Below are 12,292 nucleotides of genomic sequence, written 5' to 3' on the forward strand. Positions count from 1 at the left end.
TGTTTTCTCTCTTTCAATATGTAGGATGATTGTTTCTAAAAGACTTACCTAGATTTGCCTACATTTCCTCCACCTCTTTCATTTAAAGTAAAAACGCCAACTGGCGTTTTTATAGTTATTATGGTTTGATACGGTGCAACATACGTGGGAATGGAATAGCTTCACGGATGTGTTTAGTTCCAGCTGCGAAGGTGACCATCCGCTCAATACCAATACCAAATCCACCGTGTGGTACGGTACCGTATTTACGAAGGTCAAGGTAGAATTCGTATTCTGTACGATCCATACCAAGTGATTCCATCTTAGCGACAAGGGCATCGTAGTCTTCCTCACGCATTGAACCACCGATGATTTCTCCGTAACCTTCTGGTGCAAGCAAATCTGCACAAAGCACGCGATCTGGGTTCCCAGGAACTGGTTTCATGTAGAAGGCCTTGATGTCTGCTGGGTAGTTAATCACAAAGGTTGGTACACCAAAGTGGTTTGAAATCCAAGTTTCGTGTGGTGAACCGAAATCATCTCCATGCTCAAGATGTTCGTAGTCAGCATCTTCGTCATTCTCATGCTCTTGCAAGAGATCAATGGCTTCATCGTAAGTAATACGTTTGAACGGCTCAGCAATGTAGCGTTTCAAGAGCTCTGTATCACGCTCCAAGGTTTCCAAGGCTTGAGGAGCACGATCTAGAACACCTTGAAGCAACGCTTTAACATAAGCTTCTTGCAAGTCAAGTGACTCGTCGTGTGTCAAGTATGAATACTCCGCATCCATCATCCAGAACTCTGTCAAGTGACGGCGAGTCTTAGATTTCTCTGCACGGAATACTGGACCAAAGTCAAAGACGCGACCAAGGGCCATAGCTCCAGCTTCAAGGTAAAGCTGACCAGATTGGCTCAAGTATGCTGGTGTACCAAAGTAGTCTGTTTCGAAAAGTTCTGTAGAATCTTCAGCTGCATTTCCTGAAAGGATTGGGCTATCAAATTTCATGAAGCCGTTCTTGTCAAAGAACTCATAAGTTGCATAGATAATAGCGTTACGGATTTGCATAACAGCGACTTGTTTGCGTGAACGCAACCACAAGTGGCGGTTATCCATCAAGAAGTCTGTTCCGTGCTCTTTTGGAGTGATTGGGTAATCTTGAGATTCACCGATGACTTCAATGTCTGTAATATCGAGCTCATAACCAAATTTAGAACGCTCGTCTTCTTTGACAATCCCAGTCACAAAGACAGACGTTTCCTGGCTCAAGCGTTTGATGGTATCAAATTTTTCAAGCCCCACTTCTTCCCCGAATTTTTCGATAAAGTTTGGTTTGAAAGCTACACCTTGGAAGAAGGCAGTCCCGTCACGCAATTGCAAGAAAGCAATTTTCCCTTTTCCTGATTTGTTAGCAACCCAAGCACCGATAGTCACTTCTTGACCGACGTAGTCTTTAACTTCAATGATGGTAATCCGTTTTGTCATAATACATCTTCCTTTTCTCGTTAAACTTGTCCGAAGACATGATCACCTTTCATTTTACCACAAATAAGAGCCGATAGCTATCTCTCACAATCTAAAAATCCGGCTTTTTTTACGAAAACTGACTTTTAATAAAAAAATAAATCAACTTTTTCAAATTCTTGAACCGATTTAAATATTTTATCCTATATTTTGATTTTTCAAAGGAAAATCCTGTCATTTTAAGTCTCAATAGCAGTCATTTTTGACAAGTAAAAAGCTTGCAAGTTATACTATCAGTATGTATAAGGAGGAAAATATGAAAAAGAAAATTCAACTCACCACGGGATTGTGTGCAGCTGTTTTAGCCCTCAGTCTCGCAACAACCACTTTTGCGGATGAGCAGACAGCCCCTGTCACTGCTCCTATCTCTGAACGACAAGATACGGTTGCTCCTGTTTCAGTCATTTCAGAGAGTTCAGCTACTGCAATTACCAATGAAACAATATCCCCACTTCCGAGCGAAGAAACAGCTAGCCTGACGGCTGAGGAATCAACCCCAGCTCCTGCTGAGACTCCAGTGGATCCACGAATCTCTGAAATTCGTGTCATCCATCGTCGTCGGACTCTTAAACCAGACTATTATCCAGTCGCTACTTCAACAGATGTCGTCTACAAAACAGTTGAAGCCCATGCTTTTACTGAATATGACGTCTCTGGGAATGGTCCAGCAACAGTTACAGACGAAAATGGAAAAACATGGTACCGCATAAGATACTTAGATCTAGGTGCTAAAGATGGCTTCCATTACAATAGCGCTCCTGAAAAAGGGACTGCTACAGCACCAGTCATTGAAGTCATTCATCTCTATGACGATATTGATTTGAATCCAGACGTTGTGAAACGAGCTCGTTTTATGGATGAAAATGGACAAGAAATTGCGCCTTCACAAGAAAACAGCGTCGAGCGCAGCCTTGATTTGGCTTATGAAGCTGGTCTTCCAACAGCACCAGCACAAATCCAAGCCAATGGAAAAACATATGTCTACCAATCAGCTGATAAAGGGGAATTGACCTCCCACAAACTTCATGTTTCTAACTTGGTGACAGTGACCTATTTCTATAAAGAAGTCACTACATCTGTTGTTGAAAAACCTGTGACTCCTTCTGTTCCAGAAAAACCTAGTCAAAAACTTCGTCTTCCAAAAGGAAATAAGGGAGTGAAAACACGTGTACCGGTTAGCAAGAATACTCAATCAAAACCTTCTAGTCCAGAAGTGAAAAAGTTCCGCCTTCCAAAAGGGAACAATGGGGCTAAGACCCGTGTACCTGTGAAAAAAGGAAGCACAATTCTTTCTGTTGATTACTTATAAGTCAATAAAGAAGAGAGTGGGACAGAAATCGGTAATTCGTTAGAATTCGATTTCGTCGTCCCACCTCCGCACAGTTGAGTAGGGCTGTAAAAGCTGTGAAATCAGCGTAATAGAGCCCACTCAACCACTGCGTCTTGCTCGACAATCCAAAGACAATTGAGAGGCTAGGACTTTTGTCCCAGCCTCTTTTCTTTTAATTTTCCATAAATTGATGCAAGCGGCGAACAGCTTCCTTTAGAGTCTCCAGGTCAGTAGCATAGCTAAGTCGGACATTCTCTGGTGCTCCAAATCCAGCTCCTGTAATAAGGGCAACCCCTACTTCTTCCAGAATAGCAGTTGCAAACTCTGTCACATCTGAATAGCCCTTCATCTCCATGGCTTTTGTGACATTAGGGAAGAGATAGAAGGCTCCCTGGGGCTTGATCACATCAAAGCCAGGAACTTCACACAGGAGAGGATATATAGTATTCAAGCGCTCCTCAAAGGCTTGACGCATGACTTCTACTGAGTCTTGCGGACCAGTTAGAGCTTCAATTGTTGCGTACTGTGAAACAGCTGTCAGGTTCGAAGTTGTCTGACCAGTCAATTTACTCATGGCTGCGATAATCTCTGGGTCTCCAATCGCATAGCCAACCCGCCAACCAGTCATGGCATAGGCTTTAGAAACTCCATTAATCACAATCGTTTGTTTGCGGATAGCTTCGGATAAGCTTGAGATTGGAACGAACTCATTCCCGTTATAAACCAGGCGACCATAGATATCATCTGCAAGGATAAGAATATCATGCTCTACAGCCCAATTTCCAATCGCTAAGAGTTCTTCTTTGCTATAAATCATTCCAGTCGGATTAGATGGTGAGTTCAAAACCAAGACCTTAGTCTTTTCTGTTCTAGCCTCTTCTAATTGCTCCACTGTGACTTTAAAGTTATTGGCTTGAGTTCCTTTAACATAAACAGGAACACCTTCTGCCATCAGAACTTGGTCCCCGTAACTAACCCAGTAGGGGGTCGGAATGAGCACTTCATCGCCAGGATCGACCACAGCCATAAAGAAGGTATAAAGTGAGAACTTAGCACCTGTCGCGAAGGTAACTTGGTTTGGAGCTACTGAATATCCATAGTAGCGTTCGAAATAGGTATTGACAGCAGCCTTTAATGCAGGTAAACCAGAAGCAACCGTATAAAAGGAAGCACGCCCATCTCGAATGGCTTCGACTGCAGCATTTTGAATATTCTCAGGAGTGTGAAAATCAGGCTGGCCCAAGGTTAGAAAGAGGATATCTTTTCCTTCTGCCTTTAATTTTTTCGCTTTGGCATCACTTGCTAGGGTGACACTTTCTTCCATCTTTAATACACGATCAGAAATTTTCATACCTTACCTACTTTCTATCTGGGACCAGCTACAGACGAACCAATTTAGACTAAGATTCTACCAAAACTGGCAACAACACCTATATTATACACCATCTATCTGACTTGGAGCAAGATTTTACTAAGGATTGCCCAGAAACTTTACCCCTTCTTACTATTCGATAAGTAAATAATTTGAGATTAAAGTTAACAGACCGATTTCTTCTGTTCATAATTCCCTTACCTTGTCACCCACCTGTAATCTATTTGATATTAAGGCTTAATAGCGTCTAATACTATTTATTGCTAAAATGATACTATGAAGAATTTAGAGAAACTATTTGAAGAAGCCCAAACAGAATTAAAAACCATGATTGTCTTTCACAAGGCAGAACGGACTTTTCGTGCAGCAGAGTCCCATGTCTTTAAGGATCATCAGTTGACCCCTACTCAGTTTTCCGTTTTGGAAACCTTGTACAGTAAGGGGGATCTCCGTATCCAAAACCTGATTGACAGTATTTTAGCTACCTCTGGAAATATGACCGTCGTGATTCGAAATATGGTGCGTGATGGATGGATCAAGCGCGAAACCGATCCAGACGACCGTCGTGCCTGTATTGTTTCTTTGACAGAAAAGGGCCGTAAAAAAATTATCGAAGTTCTTCCTGATCATATCCGAAATGTTCAAAAAGTCATGAGTGTCTTTAGCGAAGAAGAGCACAAACAACTACAAACTCTTCTGAAGAAGTTAAAGGGCTCCCACTAAATTCTATCCATTCCTTCAGCTGTGTTCATCGCCAACTTCCTTTAGTAGCGAGCTAGGAACACAGCTTTTTGATTCTCAAAAACAAAATGTACTAGTTACTGTTGACTAGTACATGAGATTAGAGGTAAGGTCCTCTTAAAAACTTTCCTTAGGTGAGTTCGGACACCAGCGAACTTCTTCAAAGTTCCATGACTAAAACAAGATACAAAGGGCGTCTGCGGGAAAGTCAAAATAGGAAGTTTGACGCAGAATCTTTAGATTCTAGGAAGACTTATCTTTTTGACACAATCCGCAGCCCGTGTTCAATTTGTATTGAGCCTCTTCGCTCTTTAATTTCTTGGCTCAGGCTATAACAGTTACCCAAACTGTTTTACTCTCAATAATTCCGGGTGCCTGAAACATAATTGTTTCAGGCACTTTTCTCACGGCGGAAAGTTTTAGCTATGACTAAACAACTTAAATAAGTTCGTTTATTTAAATCATATAGCTATATTATGTAAAAAATAGTTTGAACACATTTTTAGGTACTAGCCAACAATGACTAGTACCTTCTATTTTACTCATATTTCACAAAGACTAATTGTTTTTCAGTCGATAACTCAGACTGGTATGCAAAGCCATTAAAGGTTAGCTGCTTCAAGTCTTCAACTGTCGTGACCTGCTTCTCGAGTAAAGCTGTCACAAAAGCCCCACGCGCTTTCTTAGATATGGTCGAATGAACCTTTAACTGACCGTTCTTTTCTTCAAGGAATTTAAAGGTCACCATCCGATCTTGAATCTCTTTAGAAAAGACTGTCTCAAACTCACTAGAAAGTAAAGAAATAATGAGGTCTTCATCCTGAAGGGCTTGATCATAGCTGGCCTTCCAAAAAGCCTTTAAGGATTTCCCCTGAACCTTGAGCTTCATTAGAAAGTCCAAACGATGGGGAGCAATCGTAGCAAGGGCTGGAATCACCCCATAAAGAGCTGAGGTGATCAAGAGGTGTTCTTTTACGTAAGCTTCTTCTGCTTCTGTCCAGTCTGTCCGGCGGATATTCCGATACATGAGGCCGTCGAAGAGCCTCAAAGCAGGGTAGGTCGAAGCCGATCCAGACAGGAGCGCCTGAATCCGTTGCTCCTCTTCGCTTGCTCGCTCTTCTGAAATCTTATAGAGAGAGGCTAACTCTTCTAGAGATAATGCAGCTAAGGCATGAATAACCTCTTGAGTTTCACTCGATACAGGATTCCCAGATCTTTGAGGGGTATCCAGATTCATTTCTTTTGCGGTTGGAATTAATAGTTTCATAGGGTTATTGTACCATATTTCATTTTCACTTGACATAAAATCGCCTTCATGCTATCATCTAGTTATCGAAACTAGATATTAAAGAGGTAATAACTATTTTGTTTAACTACAACTATCCTAAGTGGGAGGAAATTCCTGAGATTGACCTCTATCTGGACCAAGTCCTCCTCTATGTAAATAAAGTCTGTTCGCCTTTTATTACCGAAACAGACAAGGGCTTGACAGCCTCCATGGTTAATAACTATGTCAAACACGGCTACTTGCCAAAACCAGATAAGAAGAAATACAAAAGACAACAGGTCGCACGCCTCATTGCTATTACGACCTTAAAAACGGTCTTTTCCATCCAGGAGATTGCAGCAACTTTGAATCTCTTGCAGAAGCAAGCCGATTCCGCAGAGCTCTATAATTGTTTTGTAGACTTCCTACATGAGGAAAAAGAACCTTTAGCGCCTATTATCGAATCTGCCTGTCGTACTGTTCTGCTCTACCAAGAAACCCTATCCTATATCCATGTTCGTTCAGAGGAGGAAAATGAAAGTGAATTATGCTAGTAAATTAAGTAAGCGCCTGTCTTTTGGAGAGGAAGTCGCAAATAGTGTCACCCATGCAGTCGGTGCCGTTTTGATGCTCTTTCTTCTACCAACTTCTGCCATCTATAGTTATGAAACACACGGAACCCTATCAGCTGTCGGGACTTCTATTTTTGTGATCAGTCTCTTTCTCATGTTTCTCTCATCGACCATCTACCATGCTATGGCCTATGACTCACCTCAGAAGTATGTCCTTCGAATCATCGATCATTCCATGATTTATATTGCCATTGCGGGAAGCTACACACCCGTCGTCCTTTCTCTCATGAACAACTGGTTGGGATATGCCATTATACTGATTCAATGGGGGACGACTATTTTTGGGATACTCTACAAGATTTTTGCTAAGAAGGTGAATGAAAAATTCAGCCTGGCCCTCTATTTGATTATGGGTTGGTTGGTGATTTTCATCATCCCTCAGATCATCAGCCAAACAAGCCCAACTTTCTGGGGCTTAATGCTGATGGGGGGCCTATGCTACACAGTTGGAGCTGGATTTTACGCCAAAAAGAAACCTTATTTCCACATGATTTGGCACCTCTTCATCTTAGCAGCTTCTGCTCTCCAATATATCGCGATTGTGTATGTTATGTAAAAGACTGGGACTCCAAAAAATGGGAATCTAAGAATATTGACCTACATTTTTATTTAATACAATTCAAGTGATGCTGAAAAAGTTAAAATGAATGACTAGTAGCTTGATTTAAATAGATGGTGAAACTTTATCATCGATCAGGGACTCTCAAAATGGGAGTCTCTTTTATTATTCTTTACTTGCAATTTTAACCCCAATTGACTACAATAAAGAAAAATTGTACGGGGACAGTTATGACAACCAAATACCAAAAGATTTTTACAACATTGAAAAACCAGATTGACCAAGGAATCCTAAAAACTGGAGACCGCCTACCTTCCGTTCGCCAACTGGCCAGTCAGTATGCCTGCAGTAAGGACACTGTCCAGCGTGCCTTGCTCGAGCTCAGCTATAAAAACTACATCTATGCCAAACCCCAAAGTGGCTATTATGTCTTGGAGGAAGAGTCTGGAAAGCATACCGACTTGCCTCTACGCCTCAAGGAAGATCGCTTCCAGGCCTTTGAAGACTTTCGGACTTGTATCAATGAAACCTTGGTAGGTCGTGACAATTACCTCTTCAATTATTATGAAAAGCAAGAAGGCTTAGTCGACCTCCGTCAGTCTATTGCCTCCCTTCTTCAAGAAGAGTCTATTTACATCCAAGAGCAACAAATCATTATTACCTCAGGAACCCAGCAGGCCCTCTACCTATTAAGCCAAGTTGCCTTTCCCAACCAAAAAGAAGAAATTTTAGTAGAGCAACCAACCTATTACCGCATCAACAAGTTAATTCAGGACCAAGACTTACCTTATCAGACCATTAACCGCTTGCCTCAAGGAATTGACTTTGACCAACTGGAAGCCATCTTCAAAACTGGCAAGATCAAGTTTTTCTATACCATTCCTCGTCACCATTACCCGCTAGGACATAGTTATAGCAAGCAAGAGAAGGAACAGATATTAGCCTTAGCAGACCTCTATGATGTCTACATTGTCGAGGACGATTACCTGGGGGATTATGATCCATATTTCTCTCCTAGCTTTCATTACCTGGATGCATCTGACCGAGTCATCTACATCAAGTCTTTTTCTACCAGCCTCTTTTCTGCCCTTCGGATCACTTCTATGGTCCTGCCACAAGCTCTCCTTGCTCCTGTCTTAAAACTAAAAGGAACACTTGACTACGAAAGTAACTTGGTCATGCAGAAGGCCTTAAGCCTCTATATTGATAATGGCATGTTTGCCAAAAACAAAAAACTCCTTCACCAACAGCAAGCCATCCAAAAAGAGCAGGCTACTTCACTACTCCATCAGCAATCACTCCCCATCCCATCTTGGACTGTCATTGGAGGAGTCTTGCTAGATTTGAGACAAGTTCCTTCAGTCGCACGACTAAAGCATAGCGGTCTCCCTCTTCACTTCTTTGAATCAGCCTATATCCAAACTTGTCCCTATGCCTTTGCCCGTATTGATCAGGACAAACTGGAAGATGTATTGGTAAAGATCCAAGCTTATCTGTGATGCATTCTCAGCCGATTATCTCATGATTTATTTTTATATATAAAACTATGTTACAAAAATATTTCATTTATTACAAAAAACTTGACATCTGTAACAATAGGAGTATAATCTAAGTCAGAAAGATATAGAGGTGATCTTATGAAACGATCTATTATTCGTTGGACTGCAGCCTCTCTTGCGGCTGCATCACTTGGACTTGCTTTGGGAGGATGTGGCACAAAAACAAAAACTACTGCTTCATCCGAAAAAGCTTCTAGCTCAAAAGTTGAGAAAAAACCAAAAGCTAGTTTAAACAAGAAAACGACAGTTTCTTCTTCTCAGACAAAAGAAGGGGTCGATTCTTCAAATCAGGCAAGTAGTACACCCGCTTCATCTGAAGCAAGTAAGGCGGGAGATACCGCTTCAACTAATCAAACTGTCGTTCCTGCAGATCTTGTCGGTACTTGGGTAGGCTCTAGTCCTCAAGCAGATAGCATCAAAATGACTGTTGAAGCCAATGGTGATATCACAACTGTTGTGAGCTTTAAAAATGATAGTGAACCAACCCGCACAGCTACCTATACTTCAAAAGCTATTCAAGCATCTGGGAATGTTTATTACTGGGATTCAGAAGGACTAAATGGTGCAGATGCACTACTTCCCGGTATTACCGGTTTAGGAGTTGCAAATTTCCGTTTCAAACCAGGATTTATCCTAGAGGAAGGACATTATACTCCAATAGCCTTCACTACTGATATCAACACAGATTTTGACTACAATAATTATAGAGATTTCCATTTCTCATTGACCAAAGAACAATAGGATAGGAAATTCTTAACGATAAAAGAGGCTAGGACTTCTGTCCTAGCCTCTTTATATTTTTCATTCACTTTTACTTATGAGTTGGGTTAACCCCTTACTTCTTGGTCAAGGCCCAACTCTTCCCTACAAGCTCAAAGAGTAGTTCGTCCTCTACTCGTCCATCCAAGGGGATGCTGATCCAGTACTTCTTGTTCATATGATAGGCTGGATAGAAATGAGGCTCTTCTAAGAGTTGGCTGACATGATCCAACTTAAGATTTAAGACCTCAATCTTGCCTTCTTGCCTAGCATCTAGCTTGGACCAGTCTATCTTCATTAAGACACCAAACCATTTGAGATCTTTTTGATGACGAAAGACACCCGAGTCTGGTGAGCGGTCCCAGAGGTATTCAATGGGCCGGTCATATTTCTGGCTGATCCAATCCACCAAGCGCTTGGTCTGAGGGTATAGAAAGTCTTTGACAGCAAAACAGGAGCTTCTGATGTCTTCTAAGACTTGCTGGCAAGCTTCTCTAACTTGACCCACATATTGACCTACCATCTGGTCCATATGCAATTGCACATAGTCATCACCTGTCTCTTGATCCACCAACCAAAAATGCACTTGCTTACCTTGGACAGTCACATAGAGCTTGAAATCTCCATCTAGGATTAGTTGTTGATAGTGAAACTTCTCTCCCTGCTTTGAAAATCCATAAGCCAGGGCTTTTTCTTTATCTATACTATATTTCTCAAAATAATCTGGTAAAAACACTGGTCTACTCCTTTTCCTCCAGTATACCAAAAAGAAGCAAAAAATGAGCTGAGAATGGTTCTCAACTCATATGGATTTAAAAGACAACGCGAGTTCCATGAACCTGATCCACCCCCGGAACATCAAGGAAAAGCTGTCGATTCTCCAAAGAGATACCACCACCTGCCAAGATTTCCAACTGGCCATCCGCTAGGTCTGCATACTCTTCATACCGTTTCAAACGTTGGTCTAAGTCGGTATCTGGACTTCCCGCTCTCGTTAATAGTCGCGTCACGCCCTCTTTCTTCATCCATTCAATCGTCGACGCTTGATCTTCTAAAGGGATCTGGTCAAATGCCATATGCATGGTCAACTCGAAGCCTTGACTGGCTTCGATGAAACCCAGCATGGCGGCTTTATCCAGCTGATTGTCTGCCGTTAAGACTCCAACAGCCAAGCCATCAACACCCAAGTCACGAGCAACTTTCCAATCTTCTAACATGATGTCTAGCTCTTGCTTAGAATAAACGAAGTCTCCTCCTCGTGGACGGATCATGACGATAACCTTGGCCTGATACTCTTTAGCAATTCGAACAGCTTCTTTAATCACAGCATAGCTTGGAGTCGTACCTCCAACCGCTAAGTTATCACATAATTCTACACGACCCGCTCCTGCTTGAAAAGCCTTCTCTAACAGAGTTATGTTCTCTGCACAAAATTCATATAGTGGCATCCTAAATCTCCCTGTATTTGAAATCGGTTTCTTGTTCTACCTTACTCTTTTTTCGAGGCTTTGTCAATTAGAAAAACCATCGGCCTCATCAGAAACCAATGGTTGATTCTTAATAAGAAATTGGAACAATAATTTGTAGAAGCATGTTCCCTTTTTCGACCTTGGCAGAATGGATTTGGTAGCCACTTGTTGGCAAGGTCAGTTGAATGTGATTCCCTGTCATAGTAGCTCCTGTTCCCTCTTGGTTAACTTTTTCTGCAATCTTTGAAGCAACCAAGCTACGTGGAATCGGCAGATGACCTAGTCGAGTCCGTTCGAGGTTCAAGGTTAATTGCTGATCGGTTATACTCACTGAAAAATCCATACTCACCATGGTTTCAACCGGTCCTAATTCAATTGGAACTTGAACATTGACATATTCTCCATTCATAGAGACCGCTGTACTGAGGAGGGTTTCATCCGTCATTTCCCCTGCCATGGATTTAATTACTTGGCGCAATTGAGGAGAATTGAGCTGAAGCTCTGTTTGTAGGCCAGAAGCAGTCACATCTGCTGTAGAGAGGCCCTCTTGAGCCAGATCTACCAGCGAGGTATTCACTGTCACATTTTTAAATTGCTCTTGAGTCGAAACCTTTGCCGGTATCAAGAAAACTGCTAAGACTATCACTGAGAGGAAAATCAGTCCAATGAGTCGTTTAATCCATTTCCACATATGGTCACCTCTTTTCAATTTTATAAATAAGAGAAATCTTCTCTTCAATATCGGTCCATTCTTTTTCAAAATATGACTTCTATTCTACCCTAATTTCTAAAAAAAAGCGACTCGAAGGAGCATGATCTAAATAAGAAAAGAGGCTGGACAAGGTCCCAACCTCTTGCTTTATCTTAATGGAATTGCATTCCACCATCCACGATGATGGTTTGTCCTGTAATGTAGTTTGAATCAGGACCAGCAAGGAAGCTAACCGCTGCAGCGACATCTTCTGGTTCAGAAAGACGTTTCAAAGTGATATCTTTCGCGAAGGTTTGCATACCCCATTCATCGTCTTTGCCTGCATTCTTACCAACTTCGTGAGCAACATTGAATTAAATAAGATAACTGCTGAATAACTGGTAGTTTTTTT

At 41.7% G+C, this 12,292-nt stretch carries 12 protein-coding genes and 1 pseudogene; 6 read left to right on the top strand and 7 right to left on the bottom strand.

The genetic code is table 11. The features are described from left to right. Window positions 1–118 precede the first annotated feature (118 nt). Window positions 119–1,465 (bottom strand): asparagine--tRNA ligase, encoded by a 1,347-nt coding sequence (gene asnS, locus DW738_RS03320; RefSeq protein ID WP_003014677.1) that lies wholly within the window; start codon window positions 1,463–1,465, stop codon window positions 119–121. A 292-nt stretch (window positions 1,466–1,757) separates the two neighbouring features. On the opposite strand from asnS, the gene DW738_RS03325 reads away from it, so the two are divergent. Beyond that, the gene (locus tag DW738_RS03325; protein WP_123160311.1) at window positions 1,758–2,810 is read left to right on the top strand and encodes a cell surface protein; all 1,053 of its coding nucleotides are present in this window, start codon (window positions 1,758–1,760) and stop codon (window positions 2,808–2,810) included. A gap of 193 nt (window positions 2,811–3,003) precedes the next feature. On the opposite strand, the gene DW738_RS03330 is transcribed toward DW738_RS03325, so the two are convergent. Further along, window positions 3,004–4,182 (bottom strand): pyridoxal phosphate-dependent aminotransferase, encoded by a 1,179-nt coding sequence (locus DW738_RS03330; protein WP_123160312.1) that lies wholly within the window; start codon window positions 4,180–4,182, stop codon window positions 3,004–3,006. A gap of 297 nt (window positions 4,183–4,479) precedes the next feature. Between DW738_RS03330 and DW738_RS03335 the strand changes: the two genes are divergently transcribed. Beyond that, window positions 4,480–4,926: a MarR family transcriptional regulator gene (locus DW738_RS03335; RefSeq protein WP_023023420.1), complete on the top strand. Its 447-nt coding sequence runs from the start codon at window positions 4,480–4,482 to the stop codon at window positions 4,924–4,926. A 556-nt stretch (window positions 4,927–5,482) separates the two neighbouring features. On the opposite strand, the gene yaaA is transcribed toward DW738_RS03335, so the two are convergent. Next, window positions 5,483–6,211: a peroxide stress protein YaaA gene (gene yaaA / locus DW738_RS03340; RefSeq protein WP_123160313.1), complete on the bottom strand. Its 729-nt coding sequence runs from the start codon at window positions 6,209–6,211 to the stop codon at window positions 5,483–5,485. Window positions 6,212–6,306: 95 nt separating this feature from the next. Here yaaA and DW738_RS03345 point away from each other — a divergent pair, with 95 nt between their 5' ends. The 4 genes from DW738_RS03345 to DW738_RS03360 all read left to right on the top strand — a co-directional run bounded on the left by DW738_RS03345 (window position 6,307) and on the right by DW738_RS03360 (window position 9,702). Further along, window positions 6,307–6,765 (top strand): DUF1836 domain-containing protein, encoded by a 459-nt coding sequence (locus tag DW738_RS03345; RefSeq protein ID WP_181971088.1) that lies wholly within the window; start codon window positions 6,307–6,309, stop codon window positions 6,763–6,765. Continuing rightward, entirely contained in the window at window positions 6,752–7,399 is a 648-nt protein-coding gene (locus DW738_RS03350) for a hemolysin III family protein (protein WP_117744880.1), read from the top strand. The genes DW738_RS03345 and DW738_RS03350 overlap by 14 nt, the downstream gene beginning before the upstream one ends. A 233-nt stretch (window positions 7,400–7,632) precedes the next feature. Beyond that, a complete protein-coding gene (locus tag DW738_RS03355) occupies window positions 7,633–8,901 on the top strand; it encodes a PLP-dependent aminotransferase family protein (RefSeq protein WP_123160314.1) in 1,269 nt (422 codons plus the stop codon). A gap of 138 nt (window positions 8,902–9,039) precedes the next feature. Continuing rightward, the gene (locus DW738_RS03360) at window positions 9,040–9,702 is read left to right on the top strand and encodes a hypothetical protein (RefSeq protein WP_123160315.1); all 663 of its coding nucleotides are present in this window, start codon (window positions 9,040–9,042) and stop codon (window positions 9,700–9,702) included. 94 nt (window positions 9,703–9,796) lie between these two features. Here DW738_RS03360 and DW738_RS03365 read toward each other — a convergent pair whose 3' ends face one another. The 4 genes and pseudogenes from DW738_RS03365 to DW738_RS03380 form a co-directional block, all read right to left on the bottom strand. Then, window positions 9,797–10,456 carry an MmcQ/YjbR family DNA-binding protein gene (locus tag DW738_RS03365; RefSeq protein ID WP_123160316.1) on the bottom strand — a complete coding sequence of 220 codons (660 nt, stop codon included), beginning with the start codon at window positions 10,454–10,456 and terminating at the stop codon, window positions 9,797–9,799. A 76-nt stretch (window positions 10,457–10,532) separates the two neighbouring features. Continuing rightward, the gene (locus DW738_RS03370; protein WP_123160317.1) at window positions 10,533–11,168 is read right to left on the bottom strand and encodes a copper homeostasis protein CutC; all 636 of its coding nucleotides are present in this window, start codon (window positions 11,166–11,168) and stop codon (window positions 10,533–10,535) included. Window positions 11,169–11,277: 109 nt separating this feature from the next. Continuing rightward, window positions 11,278–11,880, bottom strand: coding sequence for a hypothetical protein (locus DW738_RS03375; protein ID WP_123160318.1), 603 nt, complete (start codon window positions 11,878–11,880; stop codon window positions 11,278–11,280). Window positions 11,881–12,053: 173 nt separating this feature from the next. Next, window positions 12,054–12,258: pseudogene (locus DW738_RS03380) on the bottom strand (SDR family oxidoreductase); the annotation flags it as partial. Window positions 12,259–12,292: the final 34 nt, after the last annotated feature.

Source organism: Streptococcus sp. AM28-20 (assembly GCF_003603595.1).
Lineage (GTDB): Bacteria > Bacillota > Bacilli > Lactobacillales > Streptococcaceae > Streptococcus > Streptococcus ilei.